Genomic DNA, 24622 nt, shown 5'->3' with positions numbered 1-24622 from the left:
GTCATCCCTCCCGTGCCGCCGCGCACACCGCGCGGGCGATCCGAGCGAGGTCGGCGTCGCCCGTGACGTACGGCGGCATCGTGTAGACGAGGTCGCGGAACGGCCGTAGCCACACGCCCTCGCGGACGGCCGCGTCCGTGGCGGCCTTCATGTCGACGTCGTGGTCGAGCTGGACCACGCCGATGGCGCCGAGGACGCGGACGTCCCGGACGCCGGGGATGCGTGAGGCAGGGGCCAGGCCCTCCCGCAGGCCCGCCTCGATGCGCTTGACCTCCGTCAACCAGTCCTGGTTCAGGAGGAGTTCGAGCGAGGCGCAGGCCACGGCCGCCGCCAGGGGATTGCCCATGAACGTCGGACCGTGGGCCAGCACCGGCACCTCGCCGCGCGAGATTCCCTCGGCCACGCGGGACGTGCACAGCGTCGCCGCCATCGTCATATAGCCGCCGGTCAACGCCTTGCCCACGCACATCACGTCCGGTGTGACGGCCGCGTGGTCCGCCGCGAACAGCGCGCCCGTGCGGCCGAAGCCGGTGGCGATCTCGTCGAACACCAGCAGCACGTCGTGCGCGTCGCACGCCTCGCGCAGCACCCGCAGATACGCGGGGGAGTGGAACCGCATCCCGCCCGCGCCCTGCACCACCGGCTCCACGATCACCGCGGCCAGTTCGTGCGCGTGCCGCTCGATCGCCGAGCGCAGTTCGTCGGCGTACGACTCCTCGTACCCGTCCGGAGGCGCGTCCACGAACACCTGCCGCGGCAGCACCCCCGACCACAGCTCGTGCATCCCGCCCTCGGGGTCGCACACCGACATCGGCTGCCAGGTGTCCCCGTGATAGCCGCCGCGCCAGGTCAGCAGGCGCTGCTTGGCCGGGCGGCCGAGGGAGCGCCAGTACTGGAGGCACATCTTCACCGCGACCTCGACCGACACCGAGCCCGAGTCGGCCAGGAACACATGCTCCAGGCCGTCGGGAGACATGTCGACAAGGAGCTTCGCCAGCCGTACGGCGGGCTCGTGGGTGAGCCCGCCGAACATCACATGGCTCATCCGGCCGAGCTGCTCTCGCGCGGCCTCGTTGAGCACGGGGTGGTTGTAGCCGTGGATCGCCGACCACCAGGACGACATCCCGTCGACCAGCTCGCCCGAGCCGTCCGCGAGCCGCAGCCGCACCCCGCTCGCCGACTCGACGACGAGCGGTTCGACGCGGCCGGGCATCGGACCGTAGGGATGCCAGACGTGCCGCCGGTCCAGTTCCAGCAGCTCCGGGACGGGCAGGGCGGTCCGGTCAGGCATTGGGCGCGAGATCCGTTCCGGCACCTCGACGGCGTACGGAGACCAGGTCCCGGCGGACCTCGTCGACCTGCGGCGCGGGAGCCGAGCCACAGACGCCCGCACCCTCGTGCGACCCGCAGCCCGCACCGGCCTCCGCGTGCGAGCCGCAACCGCCCGCCGTCGCCCGGTGCTCCGGCAGCGTCACCTCGCCCGCGCCCTCCACCTCGAAGCCCGCGTCCGCGATCATCTCCAGGTCGGCCTGGCCGGCCTGGCCCTCGCTGGTGAGGTAGTCGCCGAGGAAGATCGAGTTGGCGAGGTTCAGGGCGAGGGGCTGCATCGTGCGCAGGTGGACCTCACGGCCGCCCGCGATCCGCACCTCGACGTCCGGGCACACGAACCGCACCATCGCGAGGATGCGCAGACAGCGCTGCGGGGTGAGGTGCCACTCGGCGGCGAGCGGGGTGCCCTCCATCGGGATCAGGAAGTTCACCGGGACGGAGTCGGGGTCCAGCTCGCGCAGTGAGAAGACGACGTCGACCAGGTCCTCGTCGGTCTCTCCCATACCGGCGATCAGGCCGGAGCAGGCGGAGAGGCCCGCAGCGTGCGCCTTCTGCACGGTGTCGACGCGGTCGGCGTACGTGTGGGTGGTCGTGATGTCCCCGTACGTCCCCTCGGACGTGTTGAGGTTGTGGTTGTAGGCGTCCGCGCCCGCCTCGCGCAGCCGGTCGGCCTGGCCGTCGGAGAGGAGACCGAGACAGGCGCACACCTCGACGCCCTCGTTCTGGTCCTTGATCGCCTTGATGGTGCCCGCGACCCGGTCCACGTCCCGGTCGGTCGGACCCCGGCCGGAGGCCACCAGGCAGACCCGCTTGGCGCCGCCCGCCACTCCGGCCGCCGCGGCCTTCGAGGCATCGTCGGGTTTCAGCCACGTGTACTTCAGGATGTCGGCCTTGGAGCCGAGCCGCTGCGAGCAGTACGAGCAGTCCTCGGGGCACAGGCCGGACTTGAGGTTGACGAGATAGTTGAGCTTCACCCGTCGGCCGAACCAGTGCCGGCGCACCTTTCCGGCCGCGGCCACGACATCCAGCAGGTCGTCGTCGGAGGTCGAGAGGACGGCGAGAGCTTCCGCGCGGGTCGGCAGCTCGCGCCGAAGCCCCTTGTCCACGAGCGTGTTCAGCAGGTCCATGAGGCCCGATCCTGTCCTACGGAACCGCCCTCGGCCAAGGAGAGATCGGACAAGACACAGGGTTGGGTGTGTGGGTATTGCCACATCCTGGGCGGCCGGTCGTCCGATTAGTGTCTGTGCACTGCCTACAAAAGCCCCGGAGGAACCATGGCGTTCGGCTGGATCGACGACCAGGCGGAGCAGCGCCGCCGCGCCGGGCTCGTACGGACCCTGCGGCCGCGTCCCGCCGACTCGCCGCTCCTCGATCTCGCGAGCAACGACTACCTGGGTCTGGCCCACCACCCCGAGGTCGTCGAGGGGGCCGCGGCGGCGGCGCGTACCTGGGGCGGAGGGTCCACGGGGTCGCGGCTCGTCACCGGTACGACGGAGCTGCACGCTCAACTGGAGCGTGAACTGGCCGAGTTCTGCGGGTTCGAGGCGGCCCTCGTCTTCTCCTCCGGCTACGCGGCCAACCTCGCCGCGGTCACCACCCTCGCACCGCACGGCTCGCTGATCGTCTCCGACGCGGGCAACCACGCCTCCCTCATCGACGGCTGCAGGCTGGCCCGGGGCGGCACCCAGGTCGTAGGGCACGCCGATCCGGAAGGGGTGCGCAAGGCGCTGCGGACGCACGACGGGCAGGCCGTCGTGGTGTCCGACTCGGTGTTCTCGGTGGACGGGGACGCGGCGCCGGTCGCCGCGCTCGCCGAGGCGTGCCGGGAGCGCGGGGCCGGGCTGCTGCTCGACGACGCGCACGGGCTCGGGGTGCTGGGCGACGGCGGGCGCGGGGCGCCGTACGCGGCGGGGCTCGCGGGGGCCGAGGACGTGGTCGTGACCGTCACGCTGTCCAAGTCGCTTGGCAGCCAGGGCGGGGCCGTGCTCGGTCCGGCTCGGGTGATCGACCACCTGGTCAACGCGGCACGGACGTTCATCTTCGACACCGGTCTCGCCCCGGCGGCGGCCGGCGCCGCACTGGCCGCGCTCACCCTGCTGCGGCGGGAGCCCGAGCGGGCCGCGCGGGCCCGCGCGGTGGCGGGCGAACTGCACGCACGCCTGACCGCCGCGGGTCTGGAAGCGGTACGTCCGGACGCCGCGGTGGTCTCCGTGCGGGCACCGTCCCCGGAGGCGGCCGTCCGCTGGGCGGCCGACTGCCGTACGGCAGGGCTGGCCGTGGGCTGCTTCCGTCCTCCTTCCGTGCCCGACGGCATCTCACGGCTCAGGCTGACCGCCCGAGCGGACCTCTCCGGGGCCGAGATCGAACGCGCTGTACGTGTGATCGGCGAGACGCGACCATGAGTCGGCGTGACACGGCCGTGTGCCGCTGACGGGGGAACAGATCAGTGGAACGCGGTGAGGAAGCCCGTCCAGCTCTCGGGGGAGAAGAGCAGGGCGGGCCCTTGCGGGTCCTTCGAGTCGCGTACGGCGAGCAGCCCCGTGGCGGGGCCTGAGCGCGGACGGGCCGCCTCGACGCAGTTGTTCGCTCCCGTGCTGTAGCTGCTGCGCAGCCACCGCACACCGGACAGTTCGGTACTGGAAGGTACGTTCCGAGGCAGTGCAGACATGGTGCCTCCTTACGAGCCGTCACCTATCCCGGCGATGTGATCCAACGAATCCTCGGGCGAAAGGGCGTGGAACTGAAGGGTGTTGAAGGCCTCGCTGTAGGCCTCTAGGTCTTCTTTCCGTTCGAGGTAGAGGCTACTCGTCAAGTGGTCGAGAACAACCACGTCCAGATCAGAAGTGCTCGGAAAGGAGAAGATAACGAAAGGGCCGGTGATGCCGATGTGCGCTCCTGCGGCGAACGGCAGTACCTGAAGCCTGACTTGGGGCAGGCGCGCGGCCTCCACGAGCCGGTCGAGCTGCCGCGCCATCACGCCCGGCCCGCCGACCTCCCGCCGCAGCACCGCCTCGTCGAGGACCACGCTGAGCGACAGCGGCGGATCCGCGCGCAGCACGTCCTGCCGGGCCAGCCGCACCCGCACCAGCGTGTCGAGCCGCTCGGGCCCGTCGTTGTCGAGACCGCCCACCGCGGCCCGGGTCACCGCCCGGGCGTACTCGGGCGTCTGCAGCAGACCGGGGACCACCGACGTCTCCAGCGTGCGGATCGTGCTGGCCTGTGACTCCAGGCTGATGAAGTCCCGGTAGGCGGGCGGCAGTACACCGCGATAGGCGTGCCACCAGTGGTGCCGGCCGCCGCCGTCGTCCGAGCCCGCGAGCACGAGCAGCATGTCCCGGAGCTGCGCGTCACCGACCTGATAGGCGTCCAGAAGTAACCGGACGTCAGGCGGTTTCACGCCACTCGCGCCCGTCTCGATCCGGCTCACCTTCGACTGGTGCCAACCGACCAGCCGGGCCGCCTCCCCACTGGTGAGCCCCGCTTCCGCACGCAACGCGCGGAGTTCGGCGCCCAGTTTCCGGCGGCGCACCGCGGGACCGTACTGCATGGGTTTCTCCTTACTCCTTCCGAGCCGCCCAAATACGGTCTGAGGTCGCAGAGTTCACCGCTTCGAGCGACAGATATATGCATATCTTGGTGGATCGGCACCGTTACCGCCGAGGTAATGGCAGTCTGGCGAAGAAGCACCAGTCCGGGACCGTACTCGAACCATCCGCTCCGTGTCGGACACCGGTCCCGCGGGAAAGGGACGACCGCGCCATGGCAGACCATCTGGAAGCATCCGTCACTCTGCCGAGCGATCCCGCCTCGGTCTCCACCGCCCGCACCTACGTGGTCGGGACCCTCGTGGAATGGGGACTGCCGGCGGACACGGAGGCCGCCGACACCATCCGCCTCATCGTCTCCGAACTCGCCACCAACGCCGTACAGCACACCTTCGGACAGTCACCCACCTTCACGGTGGACATCGAGCTGGAGCGTGACGAACACCTGCGCATCGGAGTCACCGACAGCCACCCCCGCTTCCCCAAACGCCTGCCGGCCGCCGTCCAGCAGGACAACGGCCGGGGCATGGTCATCATCCGCTGGCTGACCGCGGAGTGCGGCGGCAAACTCAAGGTCAGGCCCACCAGGGAGGGCGGCAAGACGGTCTCCATCGAGGTGCCCTGGACGGTCCCGGCCCGGCCGGTGACCGCGGCGGGCCAGCAGGAGCCGTAGAACGCCCTGAAAACGTTTCGGGAACACCCGAGGGGGTGGCGGCCCGTCAGGTGGCCGCCACCCCCTCGGGAGGTTCAGCGAGGGTCAGCTGACCCGGCCGTACCAGACGCTCTTGGTCCAGATCTTCTGCAAGCGCACCACGTCCCCGGTCTTCGGGGCGTGCCAGATCTTTCCCTTCCCGGCGTAGATGCCGACGTGGTAGACGCTGGAACCCGAGTGGAAGAACACCAGGTCCCCGGCCTTGCGGCCCTTGGCCGAGACGTGGTGGGTCTTGTTGTACTGCTGGGCCGCCGTACGGGGCAGCCTCTTGCCCGCCTTCTTGTACGAGTAGAGCGTCAGCCCGGAGCAGTCGAAGCGGCTCGGCCCGGTGGCGCCGTACCGGTAGGGGGAGCCCTTCTTGGAAGCGGCCACCTGGAGTGCCTTCGTCGCGGGTGTCGCGGCCGCGGCGTCGGATGCGACGCCCGGGATCACGACGGAGCCGCCCACGGCGGCGATGGCGAAGGCCGAGGCCGTACCGGCCCGGACCATCAGCGACGGGACACGATTGAGCGCAGTCATGCGCAACCCTTCGTCAGCCGCCTGTGAAGGATGACCTGTCGGATTCGGGCTGGCGAAGTTGCCCGGCCGCAGACTCGCGGCTTCACCCCAAGGGCTGCTCGACCCGGTCATGGCGTGACCGTCCCGGCGACCCGTCGTGCTTGGGTCCTCCACTCCTGCCGATGCAATCCTGTCGACCTGTCATCCGGGCGGCGGCAGGACTCGGCGTCCGCCCGGATCGCCCCGCCGCTGCGGCGGGGTCTTGTCGTCAGACAGGGATCTTCACCTATCGATGTCCGAAAATCCCAACGGAACCGGGGATTTGTGGGGTTACTCACCACTCACCCGTTCGGGTGGACACCCCAGTGTTCGAAGGGGTGTCGAGGGGTGTGCACCCCTCGGACCAGCACCGGAGCACCTCATCCGGCCCTCGGTCTACGCCAGTTGCGCAAGCCCGGCGGCCTCACGGACGGAGGAGCGGCTACTCCGATCAGGGGTAAGCCGTTCGGCCCGTTTCGCCCACGCCCGCGAGGTCTCGGCGTGCCTCAACTGTCGGAGGGCGCGGGGACGGTGACGCGAGCCGTGCGGCGCTCCCCGTCCAGCACGCGCAGCGCCCGCGCGAGGGTGGGGGCGTGCAGCTCGGTCTCGCCCCGCTGGTGCATCAGGGCCAGCGCGTCCCGCAGCTCGGCCGCCTTGGCCACGAGTGCCTGAGCGGCCCTCAGGCCACGGTACGTGTCCCCGTGATGCGCCGGGTTGATACGGCCCAGCAGATCGGCCACATCCAGATAACGGTCGATCAACTCGCCCTCGGCACGCGTCAGCGCGGGCAGCGGCGGAAGCTCCGGCGGCAGCATCGCGGGCTCACTCCCCGCCCGGCTCGGTGAGCGAGGTCCTGCGGCTGGGCACGATCCGGTCCACCAGGCCGTATTCCAGGGCCTGTTGGGCGTCCAGGATCCGGTCCCGCTCGATGTCCGCGCTCACCTGCTCCACCGCCCGGCCCGTATGACGCGCCAGCAGTTCCTCCAGCCGGGACCGGGTGCGCGCCAACTCCTCGGCCTGGATGGCGAGATCACTCGCCTGACCCTGGACCGGCTCGGGCAGCGAGGGCTGGCGGATCACCATCCGCGCCCCCGGCAGCGCGGACCGCTTGCCCGGCGTCCCCGCCGCCAGCAGCACCGCGGCGGACGAGCCGGCCTGGCCCAGGCAGATCGTCTCCACGTCGCAACTGACGTACTGGAGCGTGTCGTAGATCGCCGACATCGCGGTGAACGAGCCGCCGGGCGAGTTGATGTACAGCGAGATGTCCCGGTCCGGTGCCTGGTGTTCGAGGTGCATGAACTGGGCCATCACATCGTTCGCCGAGATGTCGTCGATCGGCGTCCCGAGGAAGACGATCCGCTCCTCCAGGAGCTTCGAGTACGGGTCGAGTGTCCGGTGCCCGTTGCTGGTGCGCTCGGTGAACTCGGGCAGGACGTGGCGGGCGGACGGTCGGGTCATGGCACAGCCCCTCTCCGGCCGGACTCTCTGCGAAGACCGGCTCTGTACAAAATGTACAGGACGTATGGAACGTATGATGGCCTCATGGCCTACGAGATTCCGGTGACGCAAGCCAGGGCTGAGCTCGCCGACCTGATCAACCGGGTGGTGTACGGCGCCGAACGCGTCGTCGTGACACGGCACGGGAAGCCGCTCGTCGCCCTGGTCTCCGCCGCCGACCTGGAGCGACTGGAGGCGCTGGACCGGTCCGGCGAGGAGCGGGTGGTCAGTGCCGTCTCCGCCGTGCGCGAGGTCGCGTCCGCTCCCCGCGAACACCAGCGGTTCGGAATCGCGGCCGAACACCGGGGGCCGAACCCCTCTTAGCGGGGTCGCTCTCTACGGGCGTAGATCCGATGGCCCTGATCACGGCTCGGTTAACTTGCTTGAAACCCGGTCCAACTAGCCTGCCGATCCACGCCACCAGGGACTTTGCCCCGGGGCTGCGGCAGCCGGACCCCGCACGGTCCGGAGCGAGGACTGTGAGGTGGGAGCGTGCAACTGACCCCGCACGAGCAAGAGAGGCTGCTGATCCATGTGGCGGCCGACGTGGCAGAGAAGCGCCGGGCCCGTGGTCTGAAGCTGAACCACCCCGAGGCGGTCGCCCTCATCACGTCGCACATCCTCGAAGGCGCCCGTGACGGCCGCAGCGTCGCCGAGTTGATGGCCTCCGGGCGCACGCTGCTCACCAGGGACGACGTCATGGAGGGCATCCCCGAGATGATCCACGACGTGCAGGTCGAGGCGACCTTCCCGGACGGCACCAAGCTCGTCACCGTCCACGACCCGATCGTCTGAGGGGCCCTCGATGATTCCCGGCGAGATCCTGTTCGCGGACGACCCGATCGTCTACAACGCGGGCCGTGAGGTCACACGGATGACCGTCCTCAACGCCGCCGACCGGCCCGTCCAGGTCGGCTCCCACTACCACTTTGCCGAGGCCAACCCGGGCCTCGCATTCGACCGTGCCGCCGCGCGCGGCAAGCGGCTCAACGTCGCCGCCGGTACGGCCGTGCGCTTCGAGCCGGGGATCCCCGTCGACGTCGAACTCGTCCCGCTCGCCGGCGCCCGTGTCGTGCCCGGACTGCGCGGGGAGACCGGAGGTGCCCTCGATGCCTGAGATCTCCCGTGCCGCGTACGCGGACCTGTTCGGGCCGACCACCGGCGACCGGATCCGGCTCGCCGACACCGATCTGCTGATCGAGATCGAGGAGGACCGCTCGGGCGGTCCCGGACTCGCCGGCGACGAGGCCGTGTTCGGCGGCGGCAAGGTCATCCGCGAGTCGATGGGCCAGGCGCGTGCCACGCGTGCGGAGGGCACCCCCGACACCGTCGTCACGGGTGCCGTGATCGTCGACCACTGGGGCGTCGTCAAGGCCGACGTCGGCATCCGCGACGGCCGGATCACCGGGATCGGCAAGGCCGGCAACCCCGACACCATGGACGGCGTCCACCCCGACCTGGTGATCGGCCCCGAGACCGAGGTCATCGCGGGCAACGGACGCATCCTCACGGCCGGCGCAGTCGACGCGCACGTCCACTTCATCTGCCCGCAGATCGCCGACGAGGCGCTCTCCGCCGGTGTCACGACGCTGGTGGGTGGCGGCACCGGCCCCGCCGAGGGCTCCAAGGCGACGACCGTGACGCCCGGCCCCTGGCATCTGGCCCGGATGATGGCGGCGATGGAGCAGTACCCGCTCAACATCGGTTTCCTCGGCAAGGGCAACACCGTCTCGCACGACGCGATGCTGTCCCAGATCCGCGGCGGCGCCCTCGGCCTCAAGCTGCACGAGGACTGGGGCTCGACCCCGGCCGTCATCGACGCCTCGCTCACCGTCGCCGACCGCACGGGCATCCAAGTCGCCATCCACACCGACACGTTGAACGAAGCCGGGTTCGTCGGCGACACCCTCGCCGCCATCGCCGGACGCGGCATCCACGCCTACCACACCGAAGGCGCGGGCGGCGGGCACGCGCCGGACATCATGACCGTGGTCTCCGAGCCGCACGTGCTGCCCAGCTCGACCAACCCGACCCGGCCCTACACCGTCAACACCGCCGAGGAACACCTCGACATGCTGATGGTCTGCCACCACCTCAACCCGGCGGTGCCCGAGGACCTGGCCTTCGCCGAGTCCCGCATCCGCCCCTCCACGATCGGCGCGGAGGACATCCTCCACGACCTCGGCGCCATCTCGATCATCTCCTCCGACGCGCAGGCGATGGGCCGTGTCGGCGAGGTGATCCTGCGGACCTGGCAGACGGCCCATGTGATGAAGCGACGGCGCGGAGCGCTGCCCGGCGACGGGCGGGCCGACAACCACCGCGTCCGGCGCTACATCGCCAAGTACACGATCAACCCCGCCCTCGCCCAGGGCCTGGCCCGCGAGATCGGCTCCGTCGAGACCGGCAAGCTCGCCGACCTCGTGCTGTGGGAACCGGCGTTCTTCGGCGTCAAGCCGCACCTCGTCATCAAGGGCGGACAGATCGCCTACGCGCAGATGGGCGACGCCAACGCGTCCATCCCGACGCCCCAACCGATCCTGCCGCGGCCGATGTTCGGCGCGATCGGACGGGCTCCGGCCGCCAACTCGTTCAACTTCGTCGCACCGTTGGCGATCGAGGACGGGCTGCCCGAACGGCTCGACCTCGGCAAGAGGTTCGTCGCCATCGAGTCCACGCGCGGGGTCACCAAGGCCGACATGCGGGAGAACGACGCCCGCCCTCGCGTCCAGGTCGACCCCGACAGCTTCGCCGTGCACATCGACGGGGAACTCGTCGAGGCGACGCCGGCCGCCGAACTGCCCATGGCTCAGCGGTACTTCCTCTTCTGATGGTCAGGGGATTCTGATGTCCAGGGGCGCACTGCTGATCCTCGCCGACGGCCGCTTTCCCGCCGGCGGGCACGCCCACTCCGGCGGCGCGGAAGCGGCCGTCAAGGCAGGGCGGGTCACCGGGGCGGCGAGTCTCGGCGACTTCTGCCGGGGGCGGCTGCACACGGCCGGGCTGGTGTCCGCAGCGCTGGCGGCGGCGGCCGTACTCGGCGTCGACCCGGTCGAGTTGGACCGGGCGGCGGACGCGCGGACGCCGTCGCCCGCGCTGCGGGTGGCCGCACGGAAACTCGGCCGGCAGTTGACGCGGGCCGCCCGGGCGACCTGGCCGTCCGCCGAACTCGACGCCCTGGCACGGGAGTTCCCCAAGGGCGCGCATCAGCCGGTGGTGCTGGGCCTGGTGGCCCGGGCGGCAGGACTCGGCCCCGAGGACGCGGCGTACTGCGCGGCCTACGAAAGCGTGAGCGGACCGGCGTCCGCGACCGTACGGCTGCTCAGCCTCGACCCCTTCGACGCCACGGCCGTACTGGCCCGGTTGGCACCGGAGTTGGACCTCGTCGCCGACCGGGCGGTGGAGGCGGCCCGGCGGGTGGTCGCCGACGGGATCGACGAACTGCCCCGCGCCGCCGCGCCGTTGCTGGAGATCGGGGCGGAGGCGCATGCGGCATGGCCCGTGCGCCTGTTCGCCTCCTGAAGCACCGCAGAAGAACAGAAGGAGCCGCACCCATGCACCTCGACCACACCCACGACGGCCCCGCCGCCGTCAGCGCCGACGCCCGCCGTCCCGACGGCACCCGCCGCGCTCTGCGCATCGGCCTCGGCGGGCCGGTCGGTTCGGGCAAGACCGCCACCGTCGCCGCGCTCTGCCGGGCCCTGCGCGACGAACTGTCCCTCGCCGTCGTCACCAACGACATCTACACCCGCGAGGACGCCGAATTCCTGCTCCGGGAAGCCGTGTTGCCGCCCGAGCGGATCACCGCCGTGGAGACGGGCGCGTGCCCGCACACCGCGATCCGGGACGACATCTCGGCCAACCTCGAAGCGGTCGAGGACCTGGAGGACGCGGTCGGACCGCTGGACCTGATCCTCGTGGAGTCGGGCGGGGACAACCTCACCGCGACCTTCTCCAAGGGGCTCGTGGACGCGCAGATCTTCGTGATCGACGTCGCCGGCGGGGACGACATCCCGCGCAAGGGCGGACCCGGTGTGACCACGGCCGACCTGCTCGTGGTCAACAAGACCGACCTGGCGCCGTACGTCGGCTCCGATCTGGGCCGGATGGCCGCCGACGCGAAGGCGCAGCGGGCCGAACTGCCCGTCGTCCTCCAGTCGTTGCGGACCGAGGCGGGCGTCGCCGACGTCGCCGCCTGGGTGCGGGCGCGGCTCACCGCGTGGGCGGCGTGAGCGCGACCGGGGTACGGGCCACGGCACGGATCGTGGCCCGGGAGGACGGACGGGGCGGCACCGCGCTGCCCGTGCTGGCGGGCGACGGGCCCCTCGCGCTGCGCCGGACCCGGGCGAGCGGGGCCGAGGCGCGGGTCATGCTCGTCGGGGCGATGAGCGGGCCGCTCGGCGGTGACCACTTCGCCGTCGAGGCGGAGGTCGCACGAGGAGCGCGGCTGCGGGTCGGCTCGGCCGCCGCGACCATCGCGCTGCCGGGGCAGGCGAAGGGGGAGTCGCGGTACGACGTGCGGATCGACGTCGCCGAGGGCGGTGAACTGCACTGGCTGCCCGAGCAGTTGATCTCCGTGCGGGGCAGCGACCTGCTTGTCACGACCCGCGTCGAACTCGCCGCCTCCGCCCGGCTCGTGCTGCGCGAGGAGCAGGTGCTCGGGCGGGCCGGTGAGGAACCCGGGCGGCTCACCAGCCGGTTCGTGCTGCGGATCGGCCAACGCACCGTGCTGGACCAGGAGTTGGCCTGCGGGCCCGGAGCGCCGGGCGGCTGGGACGGGCCCGCCGTCCTCGCGGGACATCGCGCGGTGGGTCAACTCGTCGTCGTACGACCGGAGTTCACGCATGAGCCGCCCGCGGCGCGCATGCTGGGGGAGTGCGCGGCCCTGGCGCCGCTCGCCGGACCCGCCGTGTTGGTGACGGCCCTCGCGGCGGACGGGCTGCGGTTGCGGAGGGTGCTCGACGAGGCGCTGGCGGCGCTGGGGTGAGTATCCGCTGAGCGGTACGCACGTTTCCGCTTATCGGATTGGTAAAGAAGGTCAACCGCCTCTGTTCTCAGGTGGCTCACAGCCGCGAGGATCCTCCGAGACCATGTCGTAACGATGTACGGGGAGGGGCCCACTTGAGGCACATCAGACCGAAGAGCCGGGTGATGGCGTTCGGTTCGGCCGGATTCGCGGCGGCGGCACTGATAGCCGGCGCCGTCGTGGCACCCGCGGCGAACGCGCAGAGCGGCCACACGGCCGGCGGCGGTCAGGACCGTGCGGCCGCCCGCGGGGCCGCGCTCACGGCCGCACGCGCCGCCAAGGCAGGCATCAACTGGCAGGACTGTCCCACCGACTGGGCGCTGGCGAAGCCGGTCCAGTGCGGCTGGGTCACCGTGCCGGTCGACTACACCAAGCCCGACGGCAAGAAGATCAGGCTCGCCGTCGACCGTGCCGTCAGCACCGGCACCACGGCGGAGCGCCAGGGCGCGCTCGTCTACAACCCCGGCGGGCCGGGCGGCTCGGGCATGCGTTTCCCGCTCCGGGTCACCACCAAGAACCCGCTGTGGGTCAACACGTCCAAGGCGTACGACTTCGTGGGCTTCGACCCGCGCGGTGTCGGCCACTCGGCGCCCATCTCCTGCGTCGACCCGCAGGAGTTCGTCAAGGCGCCCAAGGCGGACCCGGTACCGGACAGCACCGCCGACAAGAACGCGCAGCGCAAGCTGGCCCGTGAGTACGCGGACGGCTGCGCCGAGCGCACCGGCACCACCATGCTCGCGCAGATGACCACGCCGAACACCGCGCGCGACCTGGACGTCATCCGGGCCGCCCTCGGCGAGAAGAAGCTCAACTACCTGGGCGTCTCCTACGGCACCTACCTCGGCGCCGTCTACGGCACCCTCTTCCCGGGCCACCTGCGCCGGATGGTCGTCGACAGCGTCGTCAACCCGGCGCGCGACAACATCTGGTACCAGGCCAACCTGGAACAGGACATCGCCTTCGAGGGCCGCTGGAAGGACTGGGAGGACTGGGTCGCCAAGAACGACGCGGCCTTCCACCTCGGCACCACCCGCGACGCCGTCCAGGCGAAGTGGCTCGAACTGCGCGCCACCGCCAAGAAGAGCCCGCTCGGCGGGGTCGTCGGCCCGAACGAGCTGATCGGCTTCTTCCAGAGCGCCCCGTACTACGACTCCTCGTGGGTGCCGGTCGCCACCGTCTTCAGCAAGTACTTCGCCGGAGACACCCAGGCGCTGATCGACGCGGCCTCGCCCGACCTGTCGGACACCGCGGGCAACATCACCGCGGAGAACGGCAACGCCGTCTACACGGCCGTCGAGTGCACCGACGCCAAGTGGCCCACCAGCTGGGCGAAGTGGGACAAGGACAACACCGCGCTCAACAAGAAGTACCCGTTCATGACCTGGGCCAACGCCTGGCTGAACCTGCCGTGCGCCACCTGGCCGGTCAAGCAGCAGTCCCCGGTCGAGGTGAGGACCGGCAAGGGTCTGCCGCGGGTGCTGATCGTGCAGTCCACGCGTGACGCCGCCACTCCGTACGCCGGCGCCGTCGAACTGCACAAGCGCTTCAAGGGCTCCCGCCTGATCACCGAGAAGGACGCGGGCTCCCACGGTGTGACCGGCCTGGTCAACCCGTGCATCAACACCCGGGTGGACACCTACCTGTTGACCGGCAAGGTCGACGCCGCCGATGTGACGTGCACCCCGCACGCGACGCCGGTGCCGTAGGCAGCAGCCATAGCAGTAGCCCTATGTGACGAGGGGCGGCCGGGTCTCCGGCCGCCCCTTCGGTGTCTCCCCCGGAGAGCGCACTCCACCGCGCGGGAACGGTCACGTTGCGTATCCAATGGACGGCATGCGGTATCTCCGCCGCAGCCGTACCCCGGGAGTGTCATGAGTACGCAACCCGAGTCACCGGGCCGCACGGGTTCGCGCGCCGGGCGGATCGCGCGGAGCACCGTCTCGGCCGTGCTGATCACACTGACCTGCGTCCTCGTACCGGTCTCCCTGATCACGGTCTGGGTGCACGACATCGCGCTCGACACCGACCGGTACGTGTCGACGGTCGCGCCGCTCGCCACCGACCCGGCCATCGAGGCGGCCGCCGTCCGGCGCATCACCCAGGCCGCGGACGTCCGGGTCGACGGCACCGAGGTCACCTCGGACATCGCGGCCTGGATGCAGTCCCAGGGGCTCCCGCCGAAGGCGGGCGTCGCGATCAGGTCGCTGGGTCCGCAGCTGGACTCGGCCATCGACCAGACGGTCACCAAGGTCGCCACCCGCTTCGTCGGGAGCGACAGGTTCGAGAAGATCTGGACCCGGGCCAACCGGCGGGCCCACTCCGCCGTGGTGCACGCGCTCACCGGGCAGGGCAGAGGGGCCGTGGGCGTCGGCGGCGGCACCGTCACCCTCGACGTCGGCACGGCGGTCGACCAGGTCAGGCAGGACCTGGTGGACGCGGGGCTCAGCCCGGCGGCGAAGATCCCGGACGTCGACCGGCAGTTGGTGCTCTTCCAGTCCGACCAGTTGAAGAAGATCAGGAGCGGTGCCCATCTGCTCGACGTCGTCGGCAACTGGCTGCCCGTCCTCACGGCCCTGCTCGGGGCGATCGGTGTGCTGCTCGCCCGTCGGCGCCGACGCGCCCTGGTGACCACCGCGCTGTGCGCCGCCGCGGCCTGCCTGGTCATCGCCGTCGTCCTGGTCGTCGCCCGCCGCTACTACCTCGACCACCTGCCGGCCCAGGTGCAGTCCCCGGCCGCGGCGGCGGCCGTCTTCGACACCCTGCTGCGCTTCCTGCGCGTGAGCCTCCGCACCACGATGGTCCTCGGCGTCGTGGTGGCGCTCGGCGCCTATCTGTCCGGCGCCGGCCGCCTGCCGCGTGCGCTGCGCGGGGCCGCCGACCGTACGGCGGACTCCGCCGCGCGCTGGAGCGGCGGCCACGGGGTGCGCACCGGGAGGACCGGCACCTGGGTGGAGGCCCACCGGCGGTGGCTCACCATCGGTGTGCTGCTCGTCGTAGCGCTCGTGTTCGCGCTGTGGAACCACCCGACGGTGCTCACCGTGTTGCTGCTGGTGATCGTGCTGCTCGTCGCCCTCGCCGTCCTCGCGCTGCTGGCGGCGGACGGGCGCAACGGTGAACCGGCCGAGCACACCGCCGAGCCGTAGCGTCCCGGGCGCGGAGTCAACCGGGCAGCTGCCGCATCTCGAGCACGCGCAGGCCGAGCGACTGGAAGCGGAGCAGCAGGCCGTACAGATGGGCCTCGTCCGTCACGGTGCCGAGCAAGAGCGTGTGGGCCTGCGCCGACGCGCTGTCGAGTTCGGGGAAGTTCTGGGCGAGTGCGTCCGGCACCACACCGGCGATGCGGAATTCGTAGCGCATGAGGGCACCCACTTCTCACGGAACCGCTGCCTTCCCTGCCAGGGTCCGCCTCCGCCACCGGCTAGGCATCGCCCGGTTCGGGCGACCCGGTCACAGCATCCCCAGGTCCCGGGCCCGGTGCACGGCCTCGCTGCGCCGGGTCACGGAGAGCTTGCGGTAGACGCTCTTCAGATGGGTTTTCACGGTGTTCGCGGAGATGTGCAGCTCGGCGCCGATCTCCTCGGTGGACAGCAGCTCGGCGGCCTTGCGCAGCACCTCCGTCTCCCGCTCACTGAGCGGTTCCACCACCAGGGGAAGCCGCCCGTTCACCGGCACGTGCGCGAACCCCGGCATGCGGGCGGACAACCAGCCGTGCGCCTGCGCCAGTTGGGGATCGTGGCGGAGCACGCGGCGCAGCCAGGGACCGCACTCCACGAACATCCGGCGCAGCTGCTCCGGGCGGGCGTGCCGGAGCGCCTCGCCGAGGAGGGGCCGCGCCTCCTCGGCACCGTTCGCGGCGGCGGCCTGCGCGCGGAGCAGGCAGCTCTGCGCCAGGCCCGACCGCGTGAGGGTCGCGTCGTCGGGCAGCGTGGCCAGGACCGCCAGCGCGCCGTCGGTGTCCTCGCCCGCGAGGAGCGCGCGGGCCCGGGCCATGGTGTGTTCGGGGCGGTCCGAGGCCGTCGCGTCCAGCACGGCCAGGGCCGCGGCCGGCTCACCGCGCGACAGATGGGCGGCGGACTCGGCGATGGCCAGCTCGTCCAGCGCCCAGTCGCTCAGCCGCGGGCGCGTGCCGACCGCGTGCAGCGCGGCGAACGCGCCCGCCCAGTCTCCCTCGGCACTCGCCAGCCGGGAGCCGATGACAGCGGCCTCGACCGCGGCGACGGGCTCCGGCGGTGGTCCTGCGGTCCCGGTCGCCAGGTCCAGGCGGGAGCGCGCCACCGTCAGGTCGTCATGCTCCAATGAGACGCCCGCCAGGACGAGTTGGTCGACTCCGGTGCGATGCTCGGGCGGGGAAGCGGACCGCTCGGCGGTGGCCAGCGAGCCACGTGCGTGCGACTCGGCCCGCCGCAGTTTCCCCCGCAGCAGTTCGGCCAGGGCCAGCGAGGCCAGCGCGTCGCCGAGCGGGCCGTCCAGGCCCGGCGGGCCGCACGCCTCGACGGCGGCGGTGAGATCGGACTCGGCACGATCGAGATGTCCGGCGTCCAGCCCCGCCGCGCCAAGACCGCCCAGCACCATGGCGTGGATCTCGGGATGCTCTCCGAGCAGGGGCGGCGGGGCCTCGTGCGCCAGACGGACGGCGTCGGCCGCCGCGCGACCGGTGGCCGCCGGGTCACCGGCCAGCCGGCCCGCGAGGACCCGGAGGATGGCGAGCCCGAGCTGCCGCGCCGGTTGTGGGGCGTCGGTGACGTACGCGTCCGCGCGGCCCAGTGCGGCCGTGCAGCCGGCGAGATCCCGCTCGGCCAGCCGGCAGGCCGCGGCGACCAGCGCCGGAGCCAGGCCCGGCACGCCGGCCGGCATCGCGGCGAACGCACCGCGCAGCCGGTCCGTCTCCAGGCCCGTGAAGAGCCGCCCGAGGGCCAGCCGATCCACCAGCTGCCCCGCCGCGAACTGCCAGTCCCCGGCGGCGCTCGCCTGCACCACCGCCTCCGTGAGCCGCCCGGTCCCGGCGAGCCAACGGGCCGCCCGGGCCCGCAGCACGGGTTCCAGGCCGGGGCGGCGCTGCCGCAGATGCGCGCGCAGGACCTCGGCGAACAGGGGATGCAGCCGGTACCAGGACGAGGCGCCGACCTGCTCCAGGAACGCGTTCGCACCGGCCAGTTCCGCCAGGGTCCGCTCGGCGTCGTGACGGCCGGTCAGCGCGTCCGCGAGGTCCGGGTGGACGCGGTCGGTGATCGAGGCCCGCAGCAGCAGGTCCTGGGTGAGCGGCAGCTGCGCGTCCAGGACCTCCGTGAGGAGATAGCCCGCGATGGTGGTGCGATCGGCGGCGAACTCCCGGACGAACGCCTCGGGATCGTCGCCGCGCTGCATGGCCAGCGCGCACAGCCGCAGCCCCGCCGCCCAGCCCTCGGTCCGCTCGACCAGCATCCGGATACCCTCCGCCGAGACCGCCAGGCGGTGTTCGCCGAGCAGCGCCTCGGCGTCCGCCGCCGTGAACCTCAGGTCCGCGTTGCGGATCTCGGTGAGCAGGCCCGCCGCCCGGTAGCGGTGCACCGGCAGCAGCGAGTCGGTGCGGCCGGTGAGGACGAGCCGGAGACCGTCGGCGGCGTGCCGCAGCACGAACTCCAGTCCTTCGGCGATCTCGGGCGCGCGCGCCGCGTCGAACTGGTCGAGCACCAGGACCGTCGGCTCCGGCCGCTGCGCCAGCCCCGCCGCGAGGGCCACGAGGAGCGAGCGGTCCACTCCCTCGGCGCGGGTGGGGCTGCCCACCTCGGCGGCCGGCCGTACCCCCTGCCGCCGGAACGCCTCCATGACGTACGCCCAGAACGCGCCCGGAGCATCCCCGGGCTCGACGGTCAGCCAGGCACAGGCGCGCGGTGCCGCGCCCCGGGCGATCCACTGGGCGGTGAGCACCGTCTTGCCCGCCCCCGCCGGACCGTTGACGAAGGTGAGCGGTCCGCGTACGCCGTCCGCCAGCCGCTTCAGCAGACCGGGGCGGTCGACGAGGACCTTCGGCTCGGCCGGGACCTCGAACCTGACCGCGAACATCGGATCACCGAACGGGGTCGTGCCGAGCCGCTCCGAGCGGGCTCCGTCCTCGCGTGACACCTTCCACTCAACGCCCCCTCCCCAGTGATCACCAGTCGGGGCCGCCCCGCCGACCACCTGCGCCGGGTGATGCGCCAGGGACGGCGGGGCACCGAGCCTGTACGGGGGCGCACCGACCGCCGGACGGCACCCGGTCGCCCCGCAGGAGGTGGCGATGAACGGCCTCGTGGCCGCCGGATGGGGTGCCCTGGCGGCGTTCTCCCTGGTCATAGGCGCCTGGCCGGCGTTGCACCGCTCGATCGTGCTCGGCGCCCCGCTCGACGGCATCCCCGAGTCCCTCGTGCTCGGGACGGGGCTGGCGGTGGGGGGTTCGGTCAGCGTCCCCTTCCTCGCCGCGGTGCTCCTGTCCAACCTGCCCGAGAGCCTCGGCGCCAGCGCCAGCGCCAGCGCCTGCATGCGGGCGGAGGGGCAGCGGCCCGGAGCGGCGCTGACCACGCCGGCGAACTCGATGATGCCGGAGTCCTTCGAACTGGGCGGCAGGCTCACCGGCCCGTACACCGCGGTCGGCTTCGCGGCGGCGGGCGCCCTGTCGCTCCCGGAGTGACCGTGCGACCCCCCGTCCGCCACGGCATCCCCCGCCGCAGACGCCGCCTGCGCGCGGGCCTCGTCCAACTGCTGTGCGTCCTCGCCGGCTTCGGCCTGGGGCTCGCCGTACCCCGGATCGGCCGCGGACCCGCGGTGCCGGCCCGCCAGGTGGCCGACATGCTGCTCGCCGTCGCCCTCGGGGTGCTGGGCACGACCACCGTCATCTTCTCGCTGCTGTTCCTGGTGGTGCAGTCGGCGGCCACCACCTTCACCCCGCGCCTGACGCTGTTCCGTGACGCCCCGATCGTGTGGCGCACGTTCGCCTGCGCCATCGGCCTGGCCGTCTTCTGCGGTACGGCCGCCCTCGCCGACGGCGGCCGCAGCGAGGTCTCGGCCGCCGTGCCGGTCCTCACCGGGCTGCTGCTGCTCACGCTGCTGGCGCTGCTGCGGAACCTGCAGCTGCGCGCCTTCGCCGCGATCCAGCTGGCACCGGTCCTCAACTCGGTCACGGAACGGGGCCGTACCGTCCTCGACACTCTCTACCGCGGACCGGCCGGGCCGACCGCCGCCCCGCTCTCCGCGCCGCGTTCGACGGTCACCTGGCCGAAGGCTCCCGCGGTGCTGCAACAGGTGGACGTGGACCGGCTGTTGGCCGCCGCGCGGGCCGCGGACACCCTGGTCGCGCTGCGGGCGACCCCGGGCGCCACCCTCCAGCACGGCACGCCGATCGCCGACGTGCACGGCGGGGAACTGCCCGCCTCCGCCGTCCTGGGCGGCCTGGTCACCGGGGACGAGCGGACCTTCGACCAGGATCCGATGCTCGCCTTCCGGCTGCTGGCCGACATCGCGCTACGGGCCCTCTCCCCGGCCGTGAACGACCCCGCCACGACGGTGCAGGCGCTGGACGGCATCGAGGACCTGCTCGGCCGGCCGGCGGCGGCGCGGGCCGGGCCGCGGCGGGTCGCCGACCGCACGGGCGTGGTCCGCGTGGTGATCCCGCTGCCCGGCTGGGAGGACTTCCTGCGGACCGGCCTCGACGACGTCATCGCCGCCGCCGTGACCGCGCCGATGGTGCTGCTGCGGCTCAGAGCGCTGCTGGCCCGCCTCCGGGACGGCGACCACGCCCCGAGCGACCCACTGCTCACCCGACGGCTGTCCTGGGTCGAGGAGGAACTGGCCGACCGCTTCCCCCGCCTGGTGAACGGGACCGGAGAGGAACGGCCCTGAGCGATCTTCACCCGCACAGGGTGAGGCGGGGGCACCGACACCGGCCGCAGGCTGGGACCAGCGCCGCGTACGACTCTGCCCACGGCGACGGTCCAGGGCCCCGCACCGGGCGGAAGGCGCAAGGAAGGCAACGCTCATGGCTGACATCCAGCGGCAGATCCCGCCGATACCGGACGTGCCGCGCCCGATCACCTACGACGCGAAGGGCCCGGACACGTCGTTCCGGCCCAACGAGCCGCTGCTGCCTCCGTCGGGCGCCCCGAACATCGTCATGATCATGCTCGACGACGTCGGCTACGGCGCGACCAGCCCCTCCCGCGGCCCCTGCCGGGCCCCCGTCTTCGAACGACTGGCCGACGGCGGCCTCCGTTTCACCCGCTTCCACACCACCGCCCTGTGCGCACCGACGCGCCAGGCCCTGCCGACGGGCCGCGACCACCACTCGGTCGGCATGGGCGGAGTACCCGAGACCGCCACCTCTGCCTCCGGCTACAACTCGATCCGGCCCACTGGCCGACCGGCCGGGGGCGGCTTCGAGCACTTCTACGGCTTCGTCGGCGGCGAGACCAACCAGCACGACAGCGAGAACGCCACCTTCACCGGCGACATCCACGGGGTCCAGCTCCACACGGGCCCGAACGACACCGACCACTTCATCAGGCCCCGAGGAGCGCAACCGCATCGCCATGGTCCGGCAGTGACCGGCACACACCACACAGGAGACGACCATGAACAGCGCGACATTCGACCTGGCGGCGGACTACCCGCTGCTCGACGTGTTCTGGACCACGATGTGGGTGTTCCTCTGGATCCTCTGGTTGGTCCTGCTCTTCCGCATCATCGGTGACATCTTCCGCGACGACGGCCTGAACGGCTGGGCCAAGGCGGGCTGGTGCGTCTTCGTCGTTGTCCTGCCCTACCTGGGCGTCTTCGTGTACCTGATCGCACGCGGTCGGTCCATGGGCGAGCGCGAGGTCAAGCGGGTCCAGCAGAACGAGCAGGCGTTCCGCTCGTACATCAGGGAGAACGCCGGTCCCACCGGCCGTGCCGAGGAACTGGCGCGGCTCGCCGAACTCAAGAACCACGGCGACCTCACGGCCGCCGAGTACGAGCAGGCCAAGGCCAAGGTCCTCGCGGCATGACCGATGGCCACCCCGCTTGCCGCACCCCCGCCCTGGCACGCCACCGGCCCCGCGAGGACCCGGCCGGCCCCCCGGCCGGCACGGCGCGTGCCCTGCGCGGCGGCTCCTACCTCTGCCACGCCTCCTACCGCCGCCGTTACCGCGTCTCGGCGAGGATGCCTGACACCCAGGAGTCAGCGACCGTACGGCCGACGGGCGCTGACGGCTAACTCAGCGGCAGCCGCGGGAACTTGCGCTCCTTGGCCGCGGCCGCCTCCTCCGCCTTCACGACGGCCGCGTACTGGTCGACGTACTCCTGCTCGGAGAGCTTGAGGATCGCGTACATGATCTCGTCGGTGATGGCGCGCAGGATCGCCTTCTCGTTCTCCATGCCGGCGTAGCGGGAGAAGTCGAGGGGCTTGCCGAAGCGGATGGTCACCGGGTGGATGTTCGGGATGACCTTGCCGGGCGGCTGGGCCTCGAAGGTGCCGATCATCGCGCAAGGGATGACGGGGACCTGGGCCCTCAGAGCCATCACCGCGACGCCGACCTTGCCCTTGTAGAGGCGGCCGTCGTGGGAGCGGGTCCCCTCCGGGTAGATGCCGAGCAGTTCGTCCTTGGCGAGGACGCCGAGACCCTCGCGGATCGCGGCCTGGCCGGCCTCCTTGCCGGAGCGGTCGACCGGGATCTGGCCCGCGCTGCGGAAGAAGGTCGCGGTGAGACGGCCCCTGATGCCGGGGCCGGTGAAGTACTCGGCCTTGGCGAGGAAGGTGATGCGGCGCTTGAGGACCGCCGGCATCAGGAAGTGGTCGGCGAAGGAGAGATGGTTGCCGGCGACGATCGCCGGGCCCGTCTCCGGTATGTGTTCGAGGCCCTCGATCCGGGGCCGGAAGGTCAGCCTGAGCAAAGGCCCGAGAATGACGTATTTCAGGAGGTAGTAGAACAAGGGGGGTCGCTCCTCACTCCGGCGGGTCGGCTCGACCGACCTGTTCTCGCAGGTCACCCGGTACCTCGTGAGGTGCCAGTGTAGGGGCAGCCGTCGTCTGGTGGAACCGGCGACGGAGGGCGGCGAGATCTCTCCCGCCGCCCTCCGTCGTGTGGTTCACCCGGGGTCACGTCACAGGGACGCGGTGGTCCCCCTGGCGTGCGTCCTGCGGCGGTACACGGCGAACGCGGTGGTCGCTCCTACGGCGGTGAGGAGACCGGCGCCGACCGCGATCGGCAGGGTCGTGGAGGAGGAGGTGCTGTCGGCGACGTTCTGCGCCTTCAGGTCCTGGACGTACGCCGGGTAGGGGGCCTCGGTGGCCGTAGACGACGTCTGGGAGTAGTGCGGGATCCGCTTGACCGACTTCACGGAGCCGTTCGTGTTGAGCAGCACCTGCTTGTCGTTCGGGTGCCGGAAGTCGAACATGTTGCTCAGGCTGCCCGCGCGCTGGTCGAAGGAGGCGTCACCGACGCGGCCGGTGTGCCAGTTGTCCTCGATGAACTTGGTGATCGAGGCCTGCTCGGTGGCGGTGTGGTCGATCTTGTTGACCTTGCTGTACGGCGAGATGACCAGCAGCGGCTGCCGGGTGCCGGGGCCGCAGCGGTCCGCGTAGCCGCCCTTGGCGGCCGGACCGGCCTGGCAGGCGGGGCTGTCCGTGGCCTTGCCGTTCGAGCCGACCGTCGAGTCCTTGGAGCCGTTCAGCACCTTCGAGGAGACGTGGTCGTACCAGCCGTCGGAGTCGTCGTAGGCGAGCACGACCGCCGTCGACTTCCACTCGGGCGACTTCTGGAGGGCGTTGATCTCCTTGATCAGGAAGTTCTGCTCGTCGGCCGGGTCGGAGTAACCGGCGTGCCCGTCCTGGTACTCGGCCGCCTTCAGGAAGCTCACCGAGGGAAGGTTGTCGGCCTTCAGCGCGGCGTCGAAGTCGGTCAGGTCGTAGTTGTGGTTGGCCCGGCCGTTGTGCCCGATCTCGGCGACGGACTTCGGGGCCAGGTGGTGCGGGTTCGACGTCGACTTGTAGTACTGGAACGGCGAGTGGTGCGGGCTGTAGTCCTCGGAGGCCGCGCCGCCGACGTTGGCGTGGGTGGTGCCGGCGCACTTGGCGTAGTCGCCGCTCTTGCCGTCCCAGGCGGTGCTGGGCCGGAAGCCGCCCTGGAACCAACCCCAGGTCACGTTCTTGGAGTTGAGCAGGTCACCGATGTTCTTGCCCTGCATCGACGCGAGCGCGCTGGTGGAGGTGTGGTCGGTGTCCGAGCAGTCGTCGTAGGCCGGGTCGGGGTCGTTGATGACCGTGCCGACACCCTTGGCGTTCGGCGAGACCACCGCGTACGGGTCCGGCGTCGACGTCTGCTTCGGGTTCTCCGTACCGGACTTCGGGTCCATGGAGATCACGCCGTGCGTCTGGCCCGAGATCAGGTTCAGGGCGCCGGGCGTGGAGGGGCCGAAGTTCGAGCTGAACGAGTTGTCGCTCAGCGAGTAGTTCTGGGCGTAGTTCCACAGGCCGGTGACGGTGTTGCCGTCGTAGTAGTCCGTCACCAGGCCGGGCTCACCGAAGAGGCCGCTGCACTTGTTGACCTCGGTGTTCTCGACGTACTTGTCGGCCTTGCCGCCGTCGGCCGCGTACTGCTCGGGGCCGTAGGAATGGTTCTGGTCGCAGGTCATCGCCTGCGAACTGCTCAGCCGCTTGGGGTTGTAGAGGTTCGGGTTCTTCGTCAGCAGCCCGGCGTTGAGCAGGTTGTCGGCCTTCGGCGTGTGCGGTGCGGCCTTGAACTTGGTGCCGTCGGTGTTCGCGGCCTGGGGGTAGGTCGCGAAGTAGTGGTCGAACGAGATGTTCTCGTCGTAGATCACGACCACGTGCTTGATCGGCGTCGACGTGTGTGTGCTGCCCGAGGGCTGGTGACCGCCGGAGTTCGCCGCCGCGGGGACGACTCCGCCCGCGCCGGCCAGCGCCGCGGCGCCGAACAGGGCGCCCATGCGCGTCAACCGGCGCCGAGCGCCCGGGTTTCTTCCTTTGCC

Annotated in this window: 27 protein-coding genes and 1 riboswitch; of the genes, 16 read left to right on the top strand and 11 right to left on the bottom strand. The window is 71.5% G+C overall.

Features of this window, described 5'->3' with window-relative positions:
- Nucleotide 1: 1 nt before the first annotated feature.
- Both AB0M63_RS19805 and bioB read right to left on the bottom strand, forming a co-directional pair.
- On the bottom strand, nucleotides 2-1291 hold the full coding sequence (locus AB0M63_RS19805) for an adenosylmethionine--8-amino-7-oxononanoate transaminase (protein ID WP_366020255.1): 1290 nt from the start codon (nucleotides 1289-1291) through the stop codon (nucleotides 2-4).
- Nucleotides 1284-2456 carry a biotin synthase BioB gene (gene bioB / locus AB0M63_RS19800; protein WP_366020254.1) on the bottom strand — a complete coding sequence of 391 codons (1173 nt, stop codon included), beginning with the start codon at nucleotides 2454-2456 and terminating at the stop codon, nucleotides 1284-1286. The genes AB0M63_RS19805 and bioB overlap by 8 nt, the downstream gene beginning before the upstream one ends.
- Before the next feature lie 147 nt (nucleotides 2457-2603).
- Between bioB and AB0M63_RS19795 the strand changes: the two genes are divergently transcribed.
- On the top strand, nucleotides 2604-3731 hold the full coding sequence (locus AB0M63_RS19795; RefSeq protein WP_366020253.1) for an 8-amino-7-oxononanoate synthase: 1128 nt from the start codon (nucleotides 2604-2606) through the stop codon (nucleotides 3729-3731).
- Between the two features lie 41 nt (nucleotides 3732-3772).
- On the opposite strand, the gene AB0M63_RS19790 is transcribed toward AB0M63_RS19795, so the two are convergent.
- Both AB0M63_RS19790 and AB0M63_RS19785 read right to left on the bottom strand, forming a co-directional pair.
- A complete protein-coding gene (locus AB0M63_RS19790) occupies nucleotides 3773-3997 on the bottom strand; it encodes a DUF397 domain-containing protein (RefSeq protein WP_355904308.1) in 225 nt (74 codons plus the stop codon).
- Nucleotides 3998-4006: 9 nt separating this feature from the next.
- Nucleotides 4007-4876 carry a helix-turn-helix transcriptional regulator gene (locus tag AB0M63_RS19785; RefSeq protein WP_355904311.1) on the bottom strand — a complete coding sequence of 290 codons (870 nt, stop codon included), beginning with the start codon at nucleotides 4874-4876 and terminating at the stop codon, nucleotides 4007-4009.
- Between the two features lie 212 nt (nucleotides 4877-5088).
- Here AB0M63_RS19785 and AB0M63_RS19780 point away from each other — a divergent pair, with 212 nt between their 5' ends.
- Nucleotides 5089-5547, top strand: a complete 459-nt coding sequence (locus AB0M63_RS19780) for an ATP-binding protein (protein WP_355904314.1) — start codon at nucleotides 5089-5091, stop codon at nucleotides 5545-5547.
- A gap of 84 nt (nucleotides 5548-5631) precedes the next feature.
- Here the strand turns inward: AB0M63_RS19780 and AB0M63_RS19775 are convergent, their stop codons facing one another.
- The 3 genes from AB0M63_RS19775 to AB0M63_RS19765 all read right to left on the bottom strand — a co-directional run bounded on the left by AB0M63_RS19775 (nucleotide 5632) and on the right by AB0M63_RS19765 (nucleotide 7581).
- On the bottom strand, nucleotides 5632-6105 hold the full coding sequence (locus AB0M63_RS19775; RefSeq protein WP_355904317.1) for a C40 family peptidase: 474 nt from the start codon (nucleotides 6103-6105) through the stop codon (nucleotides 5632-5634).
- 3 nt (nucleotides 6106-6108) lie between these two features.
- Nucleotides 6109-6290, bottom strand: a riboswitch (cyclic di-AMP (ydaO/yuaA leader).
- Between the two features lie 339 nt (nucleotides 6291-6629).
- The gene (locus AB0M63_RS19770) at nucleotides 6630-6938 is read right to left on the bottom strand and encodes a hypothetical protein (protein ID WP_355904321.1); all 309 of its coding nucleotides are present in this window, start codon (nucleotides 6936-6938) and stop codon (nucleotides 6630-6632) included.
- Nucleotides 6939-6945: 7 nt separating this feature from the next.
- The gene (locus AB0M63_RS19765) at nucleotides 6946-7581 is read right to left on the bottom strand and encodes an ATP-dependent Clp protease proteolytic subunit (RefSeq protein ID WP_355904324.1); all 636 of its coding nucleotides are present in this window, start codon (nucleotides 7579-7581) and stop codon (nucleotides 6946-6948) included.
- An 84-nt stretch (nucleotides 7582-7665) separates the two neighbouring features.
- Between AB0M63_RS19765 and AB0M63_RS19760 the strand changes: the two genes are divergently transcribed.
- From AB0M63_RS19760 to AB0M63_RS19720, 9 genes are all read left to right on the top strand, one after another.
- Complete coding sequence (locus AB0M63_RS19760; RefSeq protein WP_355904327.1) at nucleotides 7666-7944, top strand: type II toxin-antitoxin system Phd/YefM family antitoxin; 279 nt, start codon at nucleotides 7666-7668, stop codon at nucleotides 7942-7944.
- A gap of 168 nt (nucleotides 7945-8112) precedes the next feature.
- Nucleotides 8113-8415: an urease subunit gamma gene (locus tag AB0M63_RS19755; protein WP_355904330.1), complete on the top strand. Its 303-nt coding sequence runs from the start codon at nucleotides 8113-8115 to the stop codon at nucleotides 8413-8415.
- A gap of 10 nt (nucleotides 8416-8425) precedes the next feature.
- Entirely contained in the window at nucleotides 8426-8737 is a 312-nt protein-coding gene (locus AB0M63_RS19750; protein ID WP_262059643.1) for an urease subunit beta, read from the top strand.
- Nucleotides 8730-10451 carry an urease subunit alpha gene (locus AB0M63_RS19745; protein ID WP_355904334.1) on the top strand — a complete coding sequence of 574 codons (1722 nt, stop codon included), beginning with the start codon at nucleotides 8730-8732 and terminating at the stop codon, nucleotides 10449-10451. Before AB0M63_RS19750 ends, AB0M63_RS19745 begins: the two co-directional genes overlap by 8 nt.
- A 16-nt stretch (nucleotides 10452-10467) precedes the next feature.
- Nucleotides 10468-11142: an urease accessory UreF family protein gene (locus AB0M63_RS19740; RefSeq protein WP_366020252.1), complete on the top strand. Its 675-nt coding sequence runs from the start codon at nucleotides 10468-10470 to the stop codon at nucleotides 11140-11142.
- Between the two features lie 32 nt (nucleotides 11143-11174).
- Entirely contained in the window at nucleotides 11175-11852 is a 678-nt protein-coding gene (gene ureG, locus AB0M63_RS19735; RefSeq protein WP_355904340.1) for an urease accessory protein UreG, read from the top strand.
- On the top strand, nucleotides 11840-12607 hold the full coding sequence (locus AB0M63_RS19730) for an urease accessory protein UreD (protein WP_366020251.1): 768 nt from the start codon (nucleotides 11840-11842) through the stop codon (nucleotides 12605-12607). The genes ureG and AB0M63_RS19730 overlap by 13 nt, the downstream gene beginning before the upstream one ends.
- 134 nt (nucleotides 12608-12741) lie before the next feature.
- Entirely contained in the window at nucleotides 12742-14352 is a 1611-nt protein-coding gene (locus AB0M63_RS19725; protein ID WP_366020250.1) for an alpha/beta hydrolase, read from the top strand.
- A gap of 165 nt (nucleotides 14353-14517) precedes the next feature.
- Nucleotides 14518-15789, top strand: coding sequence for a hypothetical protein (locus AB0M63_RS19720; RefSeq protein ID WP_366020249.1), 1272 nt, complete (start codon nucleotides 14518-14520; stop codon nucleotides 15787-15789).
- 16 nt (nucleotides 15790-15805) lie between these two features.
- Here AB0M63_RS19720 and AB0M63_RS19715 read toward each other — a convergent pair whose 3' ends face one another.
- Both AB0M63_RS19715 and AB0M63_RS19710 read right to left on the bottom strand, forming a co-directional pair.
- Nucleotides 15806-16003, bottom strand: coding sequence for a hypothetical protein (locus tag AB0M63_RS19715; protein WP_355904351.1), 198 nt, complete (start codon nucleotides 16001-16003; stop codon nucleotides 15806-15808).
- A gap of 90 nt (nucleotides 16004-16093) precedes the next feature.
- On the bottom strand, nucleotides 16094-18748 hold the full coding sequence (locus tag AB0M63_RS19710) for a LuxR C-terminal-related transcriptional regulator (RefSeq protein WP_366020248.1): 2655 nt from the start codon (nucleotides 18746-18748) through the stop codon (nucleotides 16094-16096).
- Nucleotides 18749-18902: 154 nt separating this feature from the next.
- Here AB0M63_RS19710 and AB0M63_RS19705 point away from each other — a divergent pair, with 154 nt between their 5' ends.
- The 5 genes from AB0M63_RS19705 to AB0M63_RS19685 all read left to right on the top strand — a co-directional run bounded on the left by AB0M63_RS19705 (nucleotide 18903) and on the right by AB0M63_RS19685 (nucleotide 21851).
- Complete coding sequence (locus tag AB0M63_RS19705; protein ID WP_366020247.1) at nucleotides 18903-19292, top strand: hypothetical protein; 390 nt, start codon at nucleotides 18903-18905, stop codon at nucleotides 19290-19292.
- A 2-nt stretch (nucleotides 19293-19294) separates the two neighbouring features.
- Nucleotides 19295-20500 carry a DUF2254 family protein gene (locus AB0M63_RS19700; RefSeq protein ID WP_366020246.1) on the top strand — a complete coding sequence of 402 codons (1206 nt, stop codon included), beginning with the start codon at nucleotides 19295-19297 and terminating at the stop codon, nucleotides 20498-20500.
- 136 nt (nucleotides 20501-20636) lie between these two features.
- The gene (locus AB0M63_RS19695; RefSeq protein WP_366020245.1) at nucleotides 20637-21347 is read left to right on the top strand and encodes a sulfatase-like hydrolase/transferase; all 711 of its coding nucleotides are present in this window, start codon (nucleotides 20637-20639) and stop codon (nucleotides 21345-21347) included.
- The gene (locus AB0M63_RS19690; RefSeq protein ID WP_355904362.1) at nucleotides 21229-21642 is read left to right on the top strand and encodes an SHOCT domain-containing protein; all 414 of its coding nucleotides are present in this window, start codon (nucleotides 21229-21231) and stop codon (nucleotides 21640-21642) included. The genes AB0M63_RS19695 and AB0M63_RS19690 overlap by 119 nt, the downstream gene beginning before the upstream one ends.
- Nucleotides 21639-21851 carry a hypothetical protein gene (locus AB0M63_RS19685; protein WP_366020244.1) on the top strand — a complete coding sequence of 71 codons (213 nt, stop codon included), beginning with the start codon at nucleotides 21639-21641 and terminating at the stop codon, nucleotides 21849-21851. Before AB0M63_RS19690 ends, AB0M63_RS19685 begins: the two co-directional genes overlap by 4 nt.
- Here AB0M63_RS19685 and AB0M63_RS19680 read toward each other — a convergent pair.
- Together AB0M63_RS19680 and AB0M63_RS19675 are read right to left on the bottom strand one after the other, a co-directional pair.
- Nucleotides 21848-22567 carry a lysophospholipid acyltransferase family protein gene (locus tag AB0M63_RS19680; RefSeq protein WP_355904368.1) on the bottom strand — a complete coding sequence of 240 codons (720 nt, stop codon included), beginning with the start codon at nucleotides 22565-22567 and terminating at the stop codon, nucleotides 21848-21850. The two genes, AB0M63_RS19685 and AB0M63_RS19680, sit on opposite strands and share 4 nt — an antisense overlap.
- 171 nt (nucleotides 22568-22738) lie before the next feature.
- Nucleotides 22739-24580, bottom strand: a complete 1842-nt coding sequence (locus AB0M63_RS19675; RefSeq protein WP_366020392.1) for an alkaline phosphatase family protein — start codon at nucleotides 24578-24580, stop codon at nucleotides 22739-22741.
- Between the last annotated feature and the right edge of the window lie 42 nt (nucleotides 24581-24622).

The sequence above is a fragment of the Streptomyces sp. NPDC051576 genome, from assembly GCF_040681835.1.
In the GTDB taxonomy this organism is placed as follows: Bacteria; Actinomycetota; Actinomycetes; order Streptomycetales; family Streptomycetaceae; genus Streptomyces.
The sequence above is the reverse complement of the archived record's forward strand: the minus strand, read 5'-3'. Positions and strand labels throughout refer to the sequence as shown.

Coding starts and splice junctions, on each gene's coding strand:
- AB0M63_RS19805 (WP_366020255.1), bottom strand. CDS start 1,291: ATGCCTGACCGGACCGCCCTGCCCGTCCCGGAGCTGCTGGAACTGGAC.
- bioB (WP_366020254.1), bottom strand. CDS start 2,456: ATGGACCTGCTGAACACGCTCGTGGACAAGGGGCTTCGGCGCGAGCTG.
- AB0M63_RS19795 (WP_366020253.1), top strand. CDS start 2,604: ATGGCGTTCGGCTGGATCGACGACCAGGCGGAGCAGCGCCGCCGCGCC.
- AB0M63_RS19790 (WP_355904308.1), bottom strand. CDS start 3,997: ATGTCTGCACTGCCTCGGAACGTACCTTCCAGTACCGAACTGTCCGGT.
- AB0M63_RS19785 (WP_355904311.1), bottom strand. CDS start 4,876: ATGCAGTACGGTCCCGCGGTGCGCCGCCGGAAACTGGGCGCCGAACTC.
- AB0M63_RS19780 (WP_355904314.1), top strand. CDS start 5,089: ATGGCAGACCATCTGGAAGCATCCGTCACTCTGCCGAGCGATCCCGCC.
- AB0M63_RS19775 (WP_355904317.1), bottom strand. CDS start 6,105: ATGACTGCGCTCAATCGTGTCCCGTCGCTGATGGTCCGGGCCGGTACG.
- AB0M63_RS19770 (WP_355904321.1), bottom strand. CDS start 6,938: ATGCTGCCGCCGGAGCTTCCGCCGCTGCCCGCGCTGACGCGTGCCGAG.
- AB0M63_RS19765 (WP_355904324.1), bottom strand. CDS start 7,581: ATGACCCGACCGTCCGCCCGCCACGTCCTGCCCGAGTTCACCGAGCGC.
- AB0M63_RS19760 (WP_355904327.1), top strand. CDS start 7,666: ATGGCCTACGAGATTCCGGTGACGCAAGCCAGGGCTGAGCTCGCCGAC.
- AB0M63_RS19750 (WP_262059643.1), top strand. CDS start 8,426: ATGATTCCCGGCGAGATCCTGTTCGCGGACGACCCGATCGTCTACAAC.
- AB0M63_RS19745 (WP_355904334.1), top strand. CDS start 8,730: ATGCCTGAGATCTCCCGTGCCGCGTACGCGGACCTGTTCGGGCCGACC.
- AB0M63_RS19740 (WP_366020252.1), top strand. CDS start 10,468: ATGTCCAGGGGCGCACTGCTGATCCTCGCCGACGGCCGCTTTCCCGCC.
- ureG (WP_355904340.1), top strand. CDS start 11,175: ATGCACCTCGACCACACCCACGACGGCCCCGCCGCCGTCAGCGCCGAC.
- AB0M63_RS19720 (WP_366020249.1), top strand. CDS start 14,518: ATGAGTACGCAACCCGAGTCACCGGGCCGCACGGGTTCGCGCGCCGGG.
- AB0M63_RS19715 (WP_355904351.1), bottom strand. CDS start 16,003: ATGCGCTACGAATTCCGCATCGCCGGTGTGGTGCCGGACGCACTCGCC.
- AB0M63_RS19705 (WP_366020247.1), top strand. CDS start 18,903: ATGAACGGCCTCGTGGCCGCCGGATGGGGTGCCCTGGCGGCGTTCTCC.
- AB0M63_RS19695 (WP_366020245.1), top strand. CDS start 20,637: ATGGCTGACATCCAGCGGCAGATCCCGCCGATACCGGACGTGCCGCGC.
- AB0M63_RS19690 (WP_355904362.1), top strand. CDS start 21,229: ATGAACAGCGCGACATTCGACCTGGCGGCGGACTACCCGCTGCTCGAC.
- AB0M63_RS19685 (WP_366020244.1), top strand. CDS start 21,639: ATGACCGATGGCCACCCCGCTTGCCGCACCCCCGCCCTGGCACGCCAC.
- AB0M63_RS19675 (WP_366020392.1), bottom strand. CDS start 24,580: ATGGGCGCCCTGTTCGGCGCCGCGGCGCTGGCCGGCGCGGGCGGAGTC.